Origin of the sequence: Microbispora sp. CA-135349, from assembly GCF_050947365.1 — a bacterium.
GTDB lineage: Bacteria > Actinomycetota > Actinomycetes > Streptosporangiales > Streptosporangiaceae > Microbispora.
The window spans coordinates 1,876,965-1,892,541 of the sequence record NZ_CP192001.1; the positions used below are offsets into that span (position 1 = coordinate 1,876,965).

General features: G+C 70.5%; 18 protein-coding genes and 1 pseudogene. 14 read left to right on the top strand and 5 right to left on the bottom strand.

All coding sequences use genetic code 11. The annotated features are described in order from the left end of the window. Positions 1-49 precede the first annotated feature (49 nt). The gene (gene sigJ, locus ACQPZZ_RS09075) at positions 50-1,012 is read right to left on the bottom strand and encodes an RNA polymerase sigma factor SigJ (protein ID WP_432930682.1); all 963 of its coding nucleotides are present in this window, start codon (positions 1,010-1,012) and stop codon (positions 50-52) included. 207 nt (positions 1,013-1,219) lie between these two features. On the opposite strand from sigJ, the gene ACQPZZ_RS09080 reads away from it, so the two are divergent. The 6 genes from ACQPZZ_RS09080 (at position 1,220) to ACQPZZ_RS09105 (ending at position 5,164) form a co-directional block, all read left to right on the top strand. After that, on the top strand, positions 1,220-1,585 hold the full coding sequence (locus ACQPZZ_RS09080; protein WP_432930684.1) for a hypothetical protein: 366 nt from the start codon (positions 1,220-1,222) through the stop codon (positions 1,583-1,585). Between the two features lie 347 nt (positions 1,586-1,932). Further along, positions 1,933-2,754 carry a hypothetical protein gene (locus ACQPZZ_RS09085; RefSeq protein WP_432930686.1) on the top strand — a complete coding sequence of 274 codons (822 nt, stop codon included), beginning with the start codon at positions 1,933-1,935 and terminating at the stop codon, positions 2,752-2,754. Continuing rightward, positions 2,691-3,080, top strand: a complete 390-nt coding sequence (locus ACQPZZ_RS09090; protein ID WP_432930688.1) for a PQQ-binding-like beta-propeller repeat protein — start codon at positions 2,691-2,693, stop codon at positions 3,078-3,080. The genes ACQPZZ_RS09085 and ACQPZZ_RS09090 overlap by 64 nt, the downstream gene beginning before the upstream one ends. Positions 3,081-3,163: 83 nt before the next feature. Beyond that, the gene (locus tag ACQPZZ_RS09095) at positions 3,164-3,610 is read left to right on the top strand and encodes a hypothetical protein (RefSeq protein ID WP_432930690.1); all 447 of its coding nucleotides are present in this window, start codon (positions 3,164-3,166) and stop codon (positions 3,608-3,610) included. 22 nt (positions 3,611-3,632) lie between these two features. Continuing rightward, a complete protein-coding gene (locus ACQPZZ_RS09100; RefSeq protein ID WP_432930692.1) occupies positions 3,633-3,827 on the top strand; it encodes a hypothetical protein in 195 nt (64 codons plus the stop codon). A gap of 20 nt (positions 3,828-3,847) precedes the next feature. Further along, positions 3,848-5,164, top strand: coding sequence for a hypothetical protein (locus ACQPZZ_RS09105; protein WP_432930694.1), 1,317 nt, complete (start codon positions 3,848-3,850; stop codon positions 5,162-5,164). A 119-nt stretch (positions 5,165-5,283) separates the two neighbouring features. Here the strand turns inward: ACQPZZ_RS09105 and ACQPZZ_RS09110 are convergent, their stop codons facing one another. The 3 genes from ACQPZZ_RS09110 to ACQPZZ_RS09120 are packed head-to-tail and all read right to left on the bottom strand — an operon-like array spanning position 5,284 to position 8,869. Next, complete coding sequence (locus ACQPZZ_RS09110; protein ID WP_432930696.1) at positions 5,284-7,449, bottom strand: CotH kinase family protein; 2,166 nt, start codon at positions 7,447-7,449, stop codon at positions 5,284-5,286. After that, the gene (locus tag ACQPZZ_RS09115; RefSeq protein WP_432930698.1) at positions 7,440-8,270 is read right to left on the bottom strand and encodes a polyphosphate polymerase domain-containing protein; all 831 of its coding nucleotides are present in this window, start codon (positions 8,268-8,270) and stop codon (positions 7,440-7,442) included. Before ACQPZZ_RS09115 ends, ACQPZZ_RS09110 begins: the two co-directional genes overlap by 10 nt. Continuing rightward, positions 8,267-8,869, bottom strand: a complete 603-nt coding sequence (locus ACQPZZ_RS09120; RefSeq protein WP_432930700.1) for a DUF4956 domain-containing protein — start codon at positions 8,867-8,869, stop codon at positions 8,267-8,269. Before ACQPZZ_RS09120 ends, ACQPZZ_RS09115 begins: the two co-directional genes overlap by 4 nt. Positions 8,870-9,800: 931 nt before the next feature. Here ACQPZZ_RS09120 and ACQPZZ_RS09125 point away from each other — a divergent pair. Continuing rightward, positions 9,801-10,154 (top strand): annotated as a pseudogene (locus tag ACQPZZ_RS09125) (MFS transporter); the annotation flags it as partial. Continuing rightward, complete coding sequence (locus ACQPZZ_RS09130; protein WP_432930702.1) at positions 10,081-10,986, top strand: MFS transporter; 906 nt, start codon at positions 10,081-10,083, stop codon at positions 10,984-10,986. The pseudogene ACQPZZ_RS09125 and the gene ACQPZZ_RS09130, both read left to right, overlap by 74 nt. Before the next feature lie 40 nt (positions 10,987-11,026). Here ACQPZZ_RS09130 and ACQPZZ_RS09135 read toward each other — a convergent pair whose 3' ends face one another. After that, complete coding sequence (locus ACQPZZ_RS09135; protein ID WP_432930704.1) at positions 11,027-11,344, bottom strand: ArsR/SmtB family transcription factor; 318 nt, start codon at positions 11,342-11,344, stop codon at positions 11,027-11,029. A gap of 90 nt (positions 11,345-11,434) precedes the next feature. On the opposite strand from ACQPZZ_RS09135, the gene ACQPZZ_RS09140 reads away from it, so the two are divergent. The 6 genes from ACQPZZ_RS09140 (at position 11,435) to ACQPZZ_RS09165 (ending at position 15,552) form a co-directional block, all read left to right on the top strand. Then, complete coding sequence (locus ACQPZZ_RS09140) at positions 11,435-12,436, top strand: zinc-dependent alcohol dehydrogenase family protein (protein WP_432930706.1); 1,002 nt, start codon at positions 11,435-11,437, stop codon at positions 12,434-12,436. A 62-nt stretch (positions 12,437-12,498) separates the two neighbouring features. Next, the gene (locus ACQPZZ_RS09145) at positions 12,499-12,990 is read left to right on the top strand and encodes a hypothetical protein (RefSeq protein ID WP_432930708.1); all 492 of its coding nucleotides are present in this window, start codon (positions 12,499-12,501) and stop codon (positions 12,988-12,990) included. A gap of 138 nt (positions 12,991-13,128) precedes the next feature. Further along, positions 13,129-14,091 carry an MBL fold metallo-hydrolase gene (locus tag ACQPZZ_RS09150; protein ID WP_432930710.1) on the top strand — a complete coding sequence of 321 codons (963 nt, stop codon included), beginning with the start codon at positions 13,129-13,131 and terminating at the stop codon, positions 14,089-14,091. A 74-nt stretch (positions 14,092-14,165) separates the two neighbouring features. Continuing rightward, positions 14,166-14,402: a LysR substrate-binding domain-containing protein gene (locus tag ACQPZZ_RS09155; RefSeq protein WP_432930712.1), complete on the top strand. Its 237-nt coding sequence runs from the start codon at positions 14,166-14,168 to the stop codon at positions 14,400-14,402. A 356-nt stretch (positions 14,403-14,758) separates the two neighbouring features. Then, positions 14,759-15,133 carry a VOC family protein gene (locus ACQPZZ_RS09160; RefSeq protein WP_432930714.1) on the top strand — a complete coding sequence of 125 codons (375 nt, stop codon included), beginning with the start codon at positions 14,759-14,761 and terminating at the stop codon, positions 15,131-15,133. Next, entirely contained in the window at positions 15,121-15,552 is a 432-nt protein-coding gene (locus tag ACQPZZ_RS09165; RefSeq protein ID WP_432930716.1) for an SDR family oxidoreductase, read from the top strand. The genes ACQPZZ_RS09160 and ACQPZZ_RS09165 overlap by 13 nt, the downstream gene beginning before the upstream one ends. The last annotated feature ends 25 nt before the right edge of the window (positions 15,553-15,577 follow it).

The window sequence follows — 15,577 nt, forward strand, 5'->3', positions numbered from 1 at the left end:
TGCGCCGCACGGGCGCACTCCGCGTATCGATCACGACGCGGGACACGACCTAGCGGGGCGGATTCGCCGTCCACGGCCAGAGCTTGTCGGGGTTGCGTACCGCCCAGATGCGCGTGATGCGATCGCTGGGAACGTCGAACGCCGCGACCGTCACGGTGACGCCGTCGTGCTGAGCCACCAGACCGGGCTGGCCGTTGACCGTACGCTCCAGGATCGTCAGGGTGGCCCTGTCGGCGATTGCGATCATGTAACGGGCGATCTGCTCGCCGCCCTCGATGGGACGGAACGCGGCGCTGACCAGCCCCCCGCCGTCGGCGATCAACGTGGCGTCGGGGGCGAGGAGACCGATGAGGGTGCCGATGTCCTTGGTCTCCCATGCCTGCTTGAAGTCCCTGACGAGACCGGCCTGCCGGGCCGCCGGAGCCGAGGGAACCTGTGAGGCGCGGATGCGGCGGCGGGCCGAGGAGGCCAGCTGGCGGCAGGCCGCCGGGGTGCGGCCGACGATCTCGGCGACTTCGGCGAAGGAGTAACGGAAGACGTCGTGCAGCACGAACGCGACCCGCTCGGCCGGGGTCATCGATTCGAGCACGACGAGGAAGGCCATGGTGACCGACTCGTCGAGCGTGACCCGGTCGGCGGGGTCGGGAGTGGCGCCGCCCGGCCTTCCGGTGATCCACTCCGTGGGTTCGGGCAGCGGCTCGGGGATCCACTCGCCCACATAGCTTTCGCGCCGGGCCCGCGCCGAGCCGAGCAGGTCCAGGCAGATCCGGCCGGCCACCTTCGTCAGCCAGGCCCCGGGGTGGTGGATGGCCTCCTGCTGCTGCCGGGACATGGCATACCAGCGGGCGTAGGTCTCCTGGACGACATCCTCGGCGTCGGCCAGAGAGCCGAGGAGCCGGTAGCCGAGATTGATCAGCTGACGACGCTCGCTAATGATCACGCTCAGACTCGGATCGACCCGGGCGTCTCCCGGCTCGGTGGGGGTGGTCCCCGGTTCGGATGGGGTGGTCATGTGTCGCCGGCTCCCTCGGTCGCAACTGCCCTCACCAGATCGACGAGACAGCGCGCCGAACTGTGAGGCTGGTTCGTCGCCTCACATTTCCGGCGGGTGTGTCGTCGGACTACTGAGAGACCGGGGCGCACGCCTCGGACACCGCTGAAATCGCGAAGGGAAGACCTCGCCATGCCAATGCGCACGACGACGAAGCAAGGCACCCTCATGTTGGTACGTGCCGCGGTCAGCCTGCAAACCGTGGCCGTCTTCGTGCAGGCGGTCACCGCGGGCCTGGTGCTGTCCGCACCCGGCCGTGGGGCACTGCACAGTGCCGGGGCGTACACGGTGTTCGTCGTGGCGCTGGTGCACCTGGCCGTCGCCGCCCTGGCATGGCGGCCGGGCGGCGGCTCGCCCCGGCCCGTCCTGTACGCGGCCGGGTTCCTGGGGCTCACGCTGGCGCAGGTGGCGCTCGGCATCGCGCACGTGAAGGCCCTGCACGTGCCCTTGGGCGTCCTGATGTTCGGCTTGAGCGTCGTCCAGTTCGTCTGGATGCGGCCCGGTTTTCGCGCTCACCTGGCCACCACCTCTTGACGGCCGACGCGTCGCCGCACGCCCTGGCCGAGATCGGGAGGGGAACCCGGCATGCCCACGGCGACCCCTCTCCTCGCGCCGCTTCTCCTCTGCCTTCCGCGTCTCCGACAGGTGGATCGTTCCATTCTCGATGTGTCAGGGATTAACCGGCCCGCGCGAATGGCCGTAGGCCTCGCGGATTGGCCGCGAAGGGCCCGCACGTTCGCTTGTAAGTCTCGAAATCCCTGGTCAAACGACATGCCGGAAGTATGCGTAGGTGTTCCCCGGTGAAGATCCGTGGCCGCTTCTTGGCCGCTGATACGCCTCCGCCACCCCCGCCCGTACCTCCACGCAGGACCGGGCTGTGGGTGACGCTCGGCATCCTGTCCCTTGTCCTCGTCGTCGCGGTGGGCGCCGGGGTGGGCCTGGTCCTGCGGGGCGGCGGCACCGGCGGCGACACCACGAGGGACGCCGCCGCCACCGACCCGAACACGGTCGTCGTGAAGGACGACGAGATCGCCAAGCTGGTCCAGGCGCACACCGCGGCGCTGACCTCCGGCGATGCGAAGGCGTTCACCTCGATCTTCGACAAGAAGAACGCCGCTCTGACGCGGGATCAGGCGCGGGTCTTCGCCAACCTGCGAATGCCGCTGGCCGAGCAGTCCTACCAGGTGTTGCGCCGACAGGGCCGGGCTGAGGACAGTTTCGGGCGGGGCGTGACGTTCACCCAGGATGTGGCGTTCGTCCACCGGTTTGCCGGGATCGACCTGCGTCCGGTGTCCGAGTGGTACCGCTGGACCATCGAGAAGGCGTCGCCGAAGGCGCCCCTCGTCGTGACCAAGGTGGAGGGCGCGCCGCCGCCGACGGGTGGCGAGGTGACGAAGACGATGTACTACCCCGGCCCGTGGGACATCTGGCCGGACGTTATGCCGCTCCGGGGCAGCCCGCGCAGGGGCTTCCACCACAGCCCCAGGCGTCCGGCGGCAAGGGCAGGACTGCGCTGTTCGTCGCGCTCGGGCTGGTCGTGCTGCTGGCGGTGGGGGCGGGTACCGCCTGGTTCGTCGCGGGCGGGAGTTCCGGCGCCGGATCTGGCGCCGGACCCGGCGGAGGCTCGAAGGAGTGGTCCGTGCCGCTCGCCAACGCCGACAGCATGGACTTCAGCCAGGGACTCGCGTTCGCGGGCTGGCTGACCGACAAGACGGTGATCCGGGTGCAGCGTGACGGAGTGCTCGCCTACGACCTGACCTCGGGCAAACGTGCCTGGGGCGCCCCCTCGCCCGGCGACCAGCTCTGCGGCGCCACCGCCGGCCTGGCGGACGGCAAGGGCGCCGTGGCGTACGGCAGCGACCAGCTGTGCGACCACCTGGCCGGCGTCGACGCGGCGACAGGAAAGATCACCTGGAAGATCAAGATTCCGGCGGAGAAGTCCCGGCTGGCCAACTCGCTCACGGTGCCCCGGATCATGGATGCGGGCGACGTCGCCGTGGTGTACGCGAACGACGTCCTGTCCGGCTAGCGCCTGTCGGACGGCGCGAAGCAGTGGACGGCCCGGTTTCCCCAGGGCTGCCACATCAAGGACGTGAACACGGCGGCCACCCGGTGGCCCTGCTCCTCGGCTGCAGCTTCGAGGGCTCGGGCAACTTCGTGCAGGTGCTCGACCCGAAGAGCGGCAAGGCCGCATGGCACTACAAGATGGATGATCTCAGCCTGATGAGCCTGATGCTGTCGGCCGACCCGCTGGTCGTTCGACAGGAGGACGGCGACAAGAGCACCTTCCTCGTTCTCGACGACCGAGGCGGAAAGCGCAGCGAGTTCACGACCGGCAAGGTGGACATGCTCGCCATGAACACGGTGGCGTCGTGGACGGGATGTTCGAGCAGCGCCGCTACCGGATTCGTCCGCAGTGCTCCGGCCTTCAGGCCGGGGGTGAAGCGGACTGTCCCGCGTAGCCCGGCGGGAACCGATGCCGCGTCCCCGCGGACAGGCGCGGACGACGCGGGAGCTGACGACGCGGGAGCTGAAACCCTTGAAGACACACCCCGGTGATCTGGTCGGGCAGTATGCCCCTGTGGATCACGTCCTGTGCGGCCTCGCCGCCAATCCTGCCCTGCCGGCCGATCTGGTGGACCGCTTGATCACGGCTGCGGACGATGACATCGCTGCGGACCTGGCCGGGCGTGCGGACCTGACCCGCGGGCAGGCGGCGGCGCTGGTCTCGCGGGTCGAAGACGTCGCCGCGCTGCTTGCGGAGCGGGGCTGCTGACGGCCGCCGACATCGATCCGGTGGCGCAGCCGCGCGCCGCCTTCGCGCTGCTCACCGAGGGGGCCGGTCGTCCGGAGTGGGCGCGCCTGTTCGCGGCGGATCCGGACGCCGACCGCCGGGAGCGACTGGCGGCCTGTCCCGGCCTCCCGCCCGACGTGGCGGAGACCCTCGCCGCCGACACCGAGATCAGGGTCGTCGTGGAGCTCGCCCTGTGGACGACCTCGGACATGGCGGCGCGGCTCGCGGAGCACCCGCATGCCGAGGTCCGCCGCGCGGTGGCCGCCAACGAGGCGACCCCGCCGGCGGTGCTGGCCGCGCTGCTCACGGGTGAAGGGATGCCCCCGGCGCGGCGGTGCCTGGTCTGCGACCGGAAGGAGACGCCGTTCGTCCACGATCCGTACTGCTCAAAACCCGACTGCGAGCTGCACCCTCGTGCCTCGTGTGACGGCACTCACGAGTCAACTGTGCACGACACGCAGCAGCAGGCGCTGAGAAACCCGGCGACGCCCGCCGGGGCCGTGGTCGGCTTCGCCGACGATTCCTCGCCGCTGCTGCGATGGGCGCTGGCCGAGCGCACCGACCTGCCCCCGGAAGTGTACGAACGCCTCGCGGGCAGCCCGGAGCCCGGCATCCGCGGCACTCTCGCGGAGAATCCCGCGATCGGCGACCGGCTGATCCGCATGCTGGCCGCCGACCCCGGTCATGACGTGCAGCGCAGGCTCGCCCACAACCCGCGTGTGCCGCTGGACGTGCTCACCACCCTGGCCGAAACCATCAGAGTCGGCCCCACCCTGCTGCCGCGGATCGCCACCGCCTCACCCGCCGAGATCGAAGAACTCGCCGCTTCGCGGAATCCGGCCGCGCGCATGCTGGTGGCCGAACGGCGCGACCTGCCGCCGGAGATCCGTGACGCGCTTGCCGCCGATGCCGACGCCAGGGTGCTCAAGTCCATCGCGCCACACCCGGGCCTGTCCGAAGCCCGGCTGCGGGCCATGGTCGACCGGCACGGCGTACGGGTCCTCGCCAGGGTGGCGATGAATCCGGACGCGTCACCGGCGCTGCTGGAGGACCTGGTGCGGCACCGGCCGCCGGTGCGAAAGGTGTTCCGCGAGGTCGCATGCCACCCCAACGCGACGGCGCGGGCGCTGTCGGCGTGCCTCCAGGATCCGGAGGCCAGGCCCGTCGCCGCGGGCCACCCGGCCCTGCCGCCCGAGGTCGTCGTCGAGTTGCTCGCGGACGACAACTGGCAGGTGGTGGAGGCGGCCGCCGCCAACCCGTCACTGCCGCTCACGGTGATGTCCGCGCTGGTGTCCCAACGCGTCCAGGAGAGCGGGTGAGCCGGTTCAGCGTGTCACCCGGACCCGGCCCCCGAACGGCGCCCGGCCCCGGACGGCGGAGTGCGACCGGACACGGTCCCGTCCGGTGATCGGACGGGACCCCGCCGGCGTCGTTCAGATCACGGGCTGGTGCAGGTGGCCGCCGGGGCGGCGGCCGAGCCGTTGCCGAGGAATCCGAAGGTCGTGGTCGTGCCGGCCGCGAGTGAGCCGTTCCACGATTCGTTGCGCACCGTCACGTTCGAGCCGGAACCCGAACGCACGCCTCCCCACAGCTGGGTGATGGTCTGCCCCCCGGACCAGGTCCAGTTCACGGTCCAGCCGTTGATCGCCGCGCTGCCCGCACGCACCGTGACCTCACCCTGGAAGCCGCCGTTCCAGGAGTTCACCACCCGGAACGTCGCCGAGCACGCGCCGGTCGCCCCGCCGGACGGGGACGGGGACGGGGACGGGGACGGCGACGGACTCGGACTGGGGCTGACCCGCGGGCTCGGGCTGACGCTGGGCGAAGGGCTGGGCGAAGCGCTGGGGGAGGGGCTCGGCGACGTGACCGGGCCGCCCCATCCCGCCGTCGAGTCCAGCCACGCCGCGCGGCGCAGCATCCAGTCCCGCAGGTAGTCCACCTGGCCCTGCCAGGTGGACGCGGTCGGCGTGTTGAAGAAGCCGATCGTCCGCGTCGTGAGGTTCGGCCAGCGCTGGAAGTTGCGCTGCGCCGCGTTGGCCAGCGGCCCGGCCAGAGCGTCGATCCTGCTCCGCAGGGCGGTGTCGGACAACGCGCCGCGACGCAGCGCCTGCCAGCGCGCCTCGACCTGGTCGACGAAGGCCGGGTCGCGCATGAGCTGGGTGAACCAGTCGTTGGCGACCGGCTGCCGGGTCTGCTGATACTGCCAGCCCGCGGTCTGGTCGTTCTGGAAGAATCCACCCACGCCGAACGTGAGGTCGTAGTCCCACAGCGGACCGGCGAAGATCTTGGTGTCCCTGTCCTTGTAGAAGTAGGCGCTGCGGTAGTTGGCGTCCATGTTCCGGCTCAGCTCGTAGACGATGAGCTGGTCGATGAAGGAGTTCACGTCGATGTACGCCCGATAGCCGGTGTTCGGGTCGGCGAAGTTCTGTGAGTGCAGCACGTTGTGGAATTCCTGGATGTAACCCCGCAACCAGTCCTTCTGCTGGGTCTGCAGCGGTGAGGGGTCGACCACTTCGAGGTAGGTCCAGCAGGTGCTCGCCGACCCGCTGCACGGCAGCGTCGGTTCCTCGGCGGCCATCCACTCGAACTTGAAGATGTACCCGCCTGTGATCTTCGGCAGGGTCGTGTCGTCCTCGTGCAGCTTCTTGAGGTCGAGGCGGTTCTTCGAGTTCTTGATCGTCTCTGCGAGCAGGTAGACGCCCATGTAGTCGTCGGCCCTCACCGGGCCGGTGTCGGTGTTGAGGTACAGCTCCACGAACCGATACCGGGGAGCCTGCAGCCCCATCTCCTTGCCGAGGTCGTAGACGAGGGCCTCGCGGATCAGCGACTTGTCGGGGAACGGCCCGCGCAGCACCCAGTCGGAGTCGGCGGGCATTCCCAGCACCGGGTAGTCGGCGTCGTCGTTGTCGTTGTCCCAGAACTCGAGGCGGTACGGCGCCTTGTCGAACGAGGCCGACGACTGTCCGCGCAGGTGGATGCCGGCACGGGTGGCGACAGCCGGAGCCGCGGCCAGCGAGGTCGTCGCACCGCCGCCCGGCTCGAAGATCATGGTGGCGGAGTCGAGGTACTCCCGGCCGGGCTTGCCCTTGCCGTACGAGTCGATCACGACCACCGGCAGGTCGTGGGCCGTGGAGGTGTCGCGGGCGACGTACACGGCCGTTCCGCGCTTCCCGGACGCGGCGCCGCCGACGAACGCCTGTGCCCGCAGCTGGGTGGTGCGGGTGAGCTGCAGCGGCTGGCCCGCGTAGAGCGACGACTGCGCGGTGGGCGGTGTTCCGTCGGTGGTGTAACGGATCTGCGCGCCGCTGATCGCGGTGCTCAGCGACACCGACACCTGTCCCTGGAAGGTGCCGCTCGGCACGGAGAAGACGATGTCGCCGGTCAGGTCGTCCGCGGCGGCGGCCGTGGTGCTGGCAGTGGTCGTGGTGCTCGCAGTGGTCGCAGTGCTCGCGGCGCGGCCGGCCGACGGGGGCGTCGACGCCGATTCGGCGCCCGCCGATGAGGGGTACGCGTTGAGCAGTCCCGCGAGGAGCACGGCGGCGACCGCGGCCCCCGTGATGCGGCGGGTCGCGGCGGCGCCGGTGCTGCGGAGGGTCAGACGCACGATGCCTCCTGTTCGGGGCGGTGGGAGACGGCCGGTGCGGGGCCGGCAGGCGACTGGGTGCTGCGGAAATGGCGGCGCAGTGTCCGCCGCCATGGCGCGTCGGGCAGGTCGGGACGGAGAGCGGCCAGACCGGTTGCGTACTTCGAGATGCGGCCGGGCCTCACCCCGGCCCGCCACAGGATGCGGTCGACCGGCGTCGGGGCCGAGGCGGACTTGGTCTCGACCACGGCCAGTCCCGGCAGCCACAGCATGGAGTCGCCGTGCCGCCAGGCGAGTGCGGTGTCGACGGTGACCCGGCTCGCGGTGTCCGGCAGCAGCAGGGTGGCGCGGTGGTATTCGGTCACCAGGATCGGGTCGAGGGAGCTGCCGGCGGCGGGGCCGATCGACTCGAGGGTGAGTGCCTCGTCGACGAAGCCGCGCCCCGGGTCCACGGTGCCGCAGTTTCGCGGGTCGTAGGGCAGCCGGTGTTTGGTGATGCTTCCCCGCGCGCCGTTGATCTTGACCTCCAGCCAGCATTGGGCGGAGTCGAGGTAGGTGCGGGTGCGCACCTTGAAACGCCGGCGCCTGCGGTAGGCCGCGCAGTGGAAGCTGACCAGCTGCGGGGTGTCGAAATACACCGACCTGTAGCGGAAAGTGCGCTCGCCGTCGATGTCCAGCACCCGCGCGTACGGCATGAGCCGACCAAGCAGCTGGGGCAGCGCCTCAACCGGGACGAGATACTTGCGGTCCACTCTGGTCTGCAAGGCGGCCCGGTCGACGAGCTCGGCGAGCCCGACCGGAGCCAGCCGCGCCAGGGTGGGGCCGAGGGGCGTCGTGGTCATCGGTGCGCTCCGGCGTGGGCGGGCGTGCCGGGTTCGGTGGTGAGGGCACGGTCGGTCAGCGCGTACCGGACGTCGACCAGCGTGGTCTCGTTGACCAGGTCGAGCCGCTGGACGGTGACGGCGTGCACCCGGGCGTCGAGGAGCTGTTCCAGGTGCGCGACGAGCGCGACATGGTCGGTGAAGGCGGATTCGAGCACCAGGATCTGGTGCCGGTACCGCCGGAACAGCCGCCGGTGGTCGCCGAGGAACATCACCGCGACGATGAGTGCCATCAGACCGGCGCTGAGCCACACCGAGCTGGTGTTCAGCGCGCCGAGGATGCCCAGGGCGAGCGCGGAGAAGTAGTACGCGACCTCGTGCTGGTCGAGCTCCGTCGAGCGCAGACGGATGATGGACAGCACGCCGAACAACGCCATTCCCAGCCCGAGCCCGGCGCCGACGTTGCTGGTGCTCAGCGCGCTCGCCACCGCGAGGACGCCGATGTTGACCCCGAGATAGGAGACGACCAGATCGCGCCGGCGGTGTCGGGGGAAGTAGAGCCCGAAGACGAGCAACACCACTGCGCAGATGTCGATCGCGAACAGAACGATCTGTGACATCACCGTCGTTCCTCCTGAGTCGCTGCGGGGGCAGGACGCCGCCTGGTCCTTCATGGGATTTCCGGGAAAGGCGTCCGAAACTTTCAAAATTGGAAAGAAAGTTTCGGAAGTCCATGCCGAACGATAGGTGCACGACAGGTGACTCGTCAATGAACATCTGTTGTCCAGATATGTTCTGGGCGGGAGTCTCCCTGCGTCAGGGGATCGGTTTTCCCTGCTGCGGGGAATTCTCAGGTCCCGGGGGCCGTCGCCCGGCGACGTGGAGGAGCGACGGGTGACGTGATGCGCTTATGGCGGGCCAATGTGAAACTTTCAGTTCCGGCCGTTCGGCAGAGTGAGACGTGACCTCAGGAGCGAAGTGTTGCCGGGAGCAGTCAAGGCCGGGACGACCGCCGGTGTCGGCGGAACGCCTATGGTGTGGAGCCGTCGCGGCGGTGCTGACGGCGAAGAACCACCTGCCCGTGCGTGCCTTCCTCTCCTGCGTCCGATGAGAACGAAGCCGGGAGAACAAGAGAAGCGCCGCCCGGACGGAGGCTTTCCGCCGGTAGTGCGGGCGTGCGGTGTCAACATCATTGTTGATCTAATTAGGCTGATATCCGTGCGATGCGGCGCCTCGGCGGAGTCTTCCTCGGTGTTCCGGAAGATGAGGCTGCCCACGCCTCGTTCGTACGCGATGGACAACGGGGTTCGCATCGCACTTCCGGTGCCGGAGAAGCGGACGTGCACTCGCCGCGCGTGAGCGGACCGAGGGCGCGGGGGAGCGGTGACATCGGGAATTCGCCTGTCGCGGTTTCCGGCCCGTGGCTTGCCGTGACGTGCGAAACTCGGTGCCGGTTTTGCGCGATTCACCCGAATGCGCCGTCGTCCCGAACGCATCAGTCGAAGACGCGCTGCTCCTTGCCCTCGCTGAGCGGGGCGTAATGCTCGGTGATTGCTCATCCTGGCACTCGGCAATTTCGCGATGGGCGTCGACACCTTCGTCATCGCCCCGATCCTCGATCCGATGGCGGACGACCTGGCGGTGAGCCGTACCACCGCAGGGTGGCTGATCACCGCGTTCGCCCTCTCCTACGCCGTGTGCGGTCCGCTCCTGGCCGCGCTGTACGGTCACCGGCCGCCGCGCCGCATCCTGCTGGCCGCCCTGTCCGTGTTCGCCATCGGAAACGTCCTGACCGCGGTGGCGCCCGGCTACTGGGTGGCGATGCTCGGACGTGCCGTCGCCGGGGCGGGAGCGTCCATGTACACCGCGAACGCCCTCGCCGTGGCCCGCGCGACGGCTCCCCCCCGAACGGAGCGGGCGGGCCACCGCGACCGTCGTCGGCGGCCTGACCACGGCGATCGTGGCCGGCCTCCCCCTGGGGGCCTGGCTTGGCGCGCACACGGGATGGCGGCCGACTCTGTGGGTCGTCGTCGCACTCGCTGTGGTCGCGGCGGCAGGCGTCGCCTCCGCCCTGCCGCGACTGCCGGGACAGGCGGTCACATCCCTGCGGGCGCGGCTCGCTCCGCTCACCCGGCTTCCGGTTCTGACCACCCTGATGGCGACCTGGTTGTGCCTGAGCACCAGCTGGACCGTCTACAACTACGTGGACCAGATCACGCGGGAGGCCACCGGCGGCGACGCCGCGAGGACGTCCTTCGTGTTGCTGAGCTTCGGCGTCGGCGCGGTCGCGGGCAACCTCCTCACCGGCCGCCTCGCCGACCGTCTGGGCCCCGCGAGGACCATTGGGTACGCGGCGCCCCTGCTCGTCCTGGCCGCCGCGGCGGCCGCGCTGCTGTCGGCGACCTTCCTCGTGGCGCTGGCGCTCGCGGCGGTCTGGGGCCTGTTCCACTGGACGGTCAACGTCCCGCAGCAGCTCAGAGTCGTCGCCGCGGCGCCGCGGGCCGCCCCCGTCGTCCTGGGCCTCCATCAGAGCACGATCTACATCGGCATCGGCACCGGTGGCGTCGCGGGGGCCGCCGGATTCACCCTGGGAGACGCGCACGGCGTCGGCTACGCCGCGCTGGTCGTCGGCGTGCTCGCCCTCGCCGCGCTCGCCGTATCCCTGCGGATCAACAAGCCGGCCGTGGTGGCGGGGACCCCGCCCAAGCCCGCCGCCCGGGTGACGCGTGCCACGTGAGGGCGCCGTCCGGAGGCGTACGACGGCGGGGCCGCGAGCGTCAGACGTTCCTGGCCGGCTGACGGGTGAGGGCGTCGAGCAGGCCGGGGAACGCCTCGTCCATCTCGGCGCGGCGCAGCGAGTTCATCCGCGACGTCCCGACGTAGTACTGCCGGATCAGGCCCGCCTCACGCAGCACGGTGAAGTGGTGGGTGGCGGTGGACTTGCTGACCGGGATGTCGAAACCCCCGCAGGGGATGTCCGCGCCGGAGGCGTCGAGCTGCGCGACGATGCTCCGGCGTACGGGGTCGACGAGGGCCTCCAGCACCTGCTGGAGGTCGAACTGCGACACCTCTGGATGCGGCGGCGTACGTCCCATGGCTCCCATAGTACGACAGCCATCTAAGTTTGACAGTAATCGTACTTCTGTCGCACAGTGAACCCGCGATCGGGACGAGCGGAGGGTGACATGGCGAGAACTGCGCGGTTCCACGAGACCGGCGGGCCCGAGGTGCTGCGGCTGGACGACCTGGAGCCGGGGGAACCGGGGCCGGGCGAGGTGCGGATCCGGGTGGAGGCGATCGGCGTCAACAGGGCCGAGATCCTGTTCCGGCGCGACCGGTACATCGAGCCGGTGAAGCGTCTGCCCGCCACGCTCGGCACCGAGGCGGCCGGCGTGGTGGAGGCGCTCGGCCCGGAGGTGGCCGGTTTCGCGGAGGGCCAGGCGGTCAGCGTCCTGCCGGGCTTCTTCTCCCAGAACGACTACGGCGTCTACGCCGAGCGGGCGATCGTGCCGGCGTCCGCGCTCCTGTCCCGTCCCGACGGGGTGGACGCGGTCACCGGTGCGGCGGTGTGGATGCCCTACCTCACGGCCTACGGCGCCATGGCGGAGGTGAACGGGATGCGGGCGGGTGACGTGGCGGTGATCACCGCGGCGTCCAGCAGCGTCGGCCTGGCCGCGATCCACACGGCCAACCGCATCGGGGCCACGCCGATCGCCGTCACCCGCACCCGTGCCAAGAGCCGGCGGCTGATCGAGGAGGGCGCGGCCGAGGTCGTCGTCTCCGGCGAGGAGGACGTCGCGGGGCGAGTGCTGGAGCTGACCGGCGGCAGTGGCGCCGCGTACGTCTTCGACGCCGTCGCCGGGCCGGGCGTGACGGAACTGGCCAGGGCCGTCGCCCCCGGTGGGACGTTGTTGCTGTGGGGTGCGCAGAGCGGGCAGCCGACGCCCTATCCGGGGTTCGACCTGGGCATGCCCGCGCTGAACATGCGTACGTACACGGTGCTGGAGATCACCAAGGACCCGCAGCGGTTGCGCCGTGCCGTCGCCTATGTGGCCTCGGGTCTGCGTACGGGAGCCTTCCGCCCGGTGGTGGACCGCCTGTTCCCGCTGGAGGAGGTCGCGCGGGCCCACCGGCACATGGAGTCCGGCACCCAGATCGGCAAGATCGTGCTCACCGTGGACCACTGAGCGCCGAGGCGGCGCAACCGGCCAGGCCATCTGAGCCGTTGATCCGCTTCTATCACGCGATCATGCGGCCGGTCTGGGACCAGCTCGAGCGACCGGGCAGTGGCGCGCGGGTATGGAAGGCCAGCCGCCGCCGCTTCGTCAGCAACGTCCTAGGTCCGCACTTCGAGCAGATCTGCCGCGACTGGTCGCTCCATCACGCCGATCCGGACCTGTTCGGCGGCCTGCCCGCCCGGGCCGGTCACGGAGTCGTCCACGATCCCAAGGCGAGAACCGGTCACGAGGTGGACGTGGCCGTGATCGGCATCGCCGACGGCGGCAAGCCGCCACTGCTGGCCATCGGCGAAGCCAAGTGGAACGACACGATGGGAGTCGCCCACATCGAACGTCTCCGGCACATCCGCGACTTGATCGCCAAGTCCGGCCGGTACGACACCACGGATACCCGCGTCGTCTGTTTCAGCGGCACCGGCTTCAACGACGCGGCGCTCGCGCAGGGCGCTGCCTCGCCTGGTGTGCACCTGATCGGCCTGCCGGCGCTGTACGGCCGGAGCTGACGCGGGCCGGTCCGGCGTGGCGCGGCCTGTCGCGAAAAAGCCGCCCTTGTCCCTGCACGGTCCATCCCACCTGACGCATGCCCGGGACCCGGGCGGGCGCGGTGGCGCTGTCGATAGGGTCCCCTGGATGGGACGCCGGTGAGAGGAATCGTGAGCGTGGTGGAGCGGGCCGACGGGGCAGGGGTGCAAGATGCAGGGTTGCACGAGGTGGGGCCGGGGATCTTCGCCTGGGTGCAGCCGGACGGCACCTGGTGGGTGAACAACGCCGGAGCCGTGGCAGGTGAGGGCGGCGTCCTGATCGTGGACACCTGCGCGACCGAGGCGCGCACCCGGCGGTTTCTCGACGCGGTGGCCGAGGCGACCGGCGGCGCCCCGGTCCGGATGGCGGTGAACACCCACCAGCACGGGGACCACTGCTACGGCAACAGCCTGCTCCCGGGTGACACGGTCGTATTCGGGCACGCGGCGATGAGAGAGGCGTTGCTGGCCGATCCGATCATCGACGGCTGCCCGCCGGCGTGGACGCCGGTGCCCGACTGGGGGCACGTGACGCGCCGCCCGCCGTCGGTGGTGTTCACCTCCGAGCTGACCGTCCATCTCGGGGCGCGCCGCGTCGAGTTGCGGCACCCCGGCCACGCCGCCCACACGTCCGGGGACGTGGTGGCGTGGCTTCCCGGCGAACGGGTGCTGTTCGCCGGAGACCTGCTGTTCAACGGGCTCACGCCGCTGGTGCTGATGGGATCGATCGAGGGCGCGTTGCGGTCGCTGGACTGGCTGGCGGCCTTCGAACCCGAGCACGTCGTGCCGGGACACGGGGCGCTCGCCACCGCCTCCGAGCTGCCGGAGGTCCTGGCCGCGCACGAGCGGTACTACCGCTTCGTCCTCGACGTCGCCCGGGCGGGACGTGAGCACGGGCTCACCCCGCTGGCCGCCGCTCAGGCGGCCGACCTGGGCGAGTTCGCCGGATGGGCGGACGCCGAGCGCCTGGTGCTCAATCTGCACCGCGCCTACGCCGAGGCCGCAGGCGGCGAGGTGGATCTCCTCGCCGCCTTGGCCGACGCCGTGACCTGGCACGGTGGGCCGCTGCCCACGTCGGTTTGAAGCGGGCGCACGGAAACTTAGGCTCGCAAAGTAGTTGCCTGTCTATCGAGGCCCCGGCGCCGCACTCTCCGTCGGTGGTGGTCCCCGATCTGCGTGCCGTGATCTCGGCTGTGGTCGCGGGGGCGGGGATGTCCGTCGTACCGACCTACCTGTGCGCCGAGGAGGTCGCCGCAGGGGCCCTGGTGCTCCTTCTCGAGCCCGAGATCCCGCCGATCAACACCTTCTATCTCGCCGTCCGCTCCGGCACATTGACCGATCCCCGGCTGGCGTCACTGCACCGGTTGCTCGTCGAGCGGTCCAGGACCTGGTAGCCCCCGGGAATGGCTGGGCCCGTCATAAAAGCGGTGGGGCCCAAAAACTCTGATGCCCCTCCTTATGGCTGCTTATTTGAACCTCGCGAGTCGGGCATGTGAGGGTTTCAGCACGGCTCCGGCGCCGTGGCGCCCAGGGGCGCAGCACCGCTGCTTTTGGAAGAGGCGACACCCGTGGCCGTTCCCACTCTCACCCGAGGACGCCGGTCGCGCTGATCAGCCGCCGGTTCCCGCCGCCGGGGCGGAACGCGCAGAACAGGAGAGTGGTGGCACATGACCGGCTTTTATCACGTGTGCTTCACCGTCCCCGACCTGGAGACGGCCATGCGGGACCTGACCGCCGCCGCGGCCCTGCGATGGAGCGAGCCGGTGCGGTCGGCGAGTGGGACTACCGCATCGTCTTCACCGCCGGCGGCCCGCCGTTCATCGAGCTCATCGAGGCCGCTCCGGGCGGACCGTGGGGCGACACCGCGGAGCCCGCCTTCCACCACCTGGGCTGGTGGACCTCCGACGTCCGGGCCGCCGGCGAGCGCCTCGCCGCCGCCGGCTTCCCCGAGGAGTTCTCCGGATGCCCTTTCGGCCGCCCCTTCGCCTATCACCGTGTGACGAGCATCGGTGGCCGCGTGGAGGTGGTCGCGCTCGCCCAACAGCCCGCGTTCATCGACGCCTGGAATCCCGGCGGCGAACCGATGCCCGCGATCAACGAGGAGGCTCACCCATGGAACCCGTGACTCTGATCACCGGAGGGTCGACCGGCATCGGCGCCGAGACCGCCCGGCGCCTGCTCAAGCGGGGCCACCGGGTCACCGCCACCGCCCGCAGGGCCGAGCGGCTCGCCGGCTTCGCCCGGTCGGCCGGCGCCGGCGCCGACCGGCTTCTGACCGTGGCCGGTGACACGGCCGACGCCGGGCACGTCCGTCAGGCAGTGGACCTCACCATGGAGACCTTCGGACGGCTGGACAACGTCGTCGTCAACGCCGGTTTCTCGTTGCCGGGCACGCTCGCCGACCACTCACCCGAGAACATGCGCTCGATGGTCCTCACCAACGTCCTCGGCCCGGCCCTGGTCGTGCAGGCCGTGGGCGCCCGGCATGGTGGACACCCCCTTCTGGGGACAACCGCGGCGGCCGCCCCGGCGCCCCGGTCATGACGGCGGAGCAGGTCGCCGACTGCAT

Excerpts from the sequence above, each read along its gene's own strand:
- ACQPZZ_RS09120 (WP_432930700.1), bottom strand. The coding sequence starts at position 8,869 with ATGTCACAGATCGTTCTGTTCGCGATCGACATCTGCGCAGTGGTGTTG.
- ACQPZZ_RS09080 (WP_432930684.1), top strand. The coding sequence starts at position 1,220 with ATGTTGGTACGTGCCGCGGTCAGCCTGCAAACCGTGGCCGTCTTCGTG.
- ACQPZZ_RS09140 (WP_432930706.1), top strand. The coding sequence starts at position 11,435 with ATGGCGAGAACTGCGCGGTTCCACGAGACCGGCGGGCCCGAGGTGCTG.
- ACQPZZ_RS09145 (WP_432930708.1), top strand. The coding sequence starts at position 12,499 with ATGCGGCCGGTCTGGGACCAGCTCGAGCGACCGGGCAGTGGCGCGCGG.
- ACQPZZ_RS09165 (WP_432930716.1), top strand. The coding sequence starts at position 15,121 with ATGGAACCCGTGACTCTGATCACCGGAGGGTCGACCGGCATCGGCGCC.
- ACQPZZ_RS09160 (WP_432930714.1), top strand. The coding sequence starts at position 14,759 with ATGGAGCGAGCCGGTGCGGTCGGCGAGTGGGACTACCGCATCGTCTTC.
- sigJ (WP_432930682.1), bottom strand. The coding sequence starts at position 1,012 with ATGACCACCCCATCCGAACCGGGGACCACCCCCACCGAGCCGGGAGAC.
- ACQPZZ_RS09135 (WP_432930704.1), bottom strand. The coding sequence starts at position 11,344 with ATGGGACGTACGCCGCCGCATCCAGAGGTGTCGCAGTTCGACCTCCAG.
- ACQPZZ_RS09115 (WP_432930698.1), bottom strand. The coding sequence starts at position 8,270 with ATGACCACGACGCCCCTCGGCCCCACCCTGGCGCGGCTGGCTCCGGTC.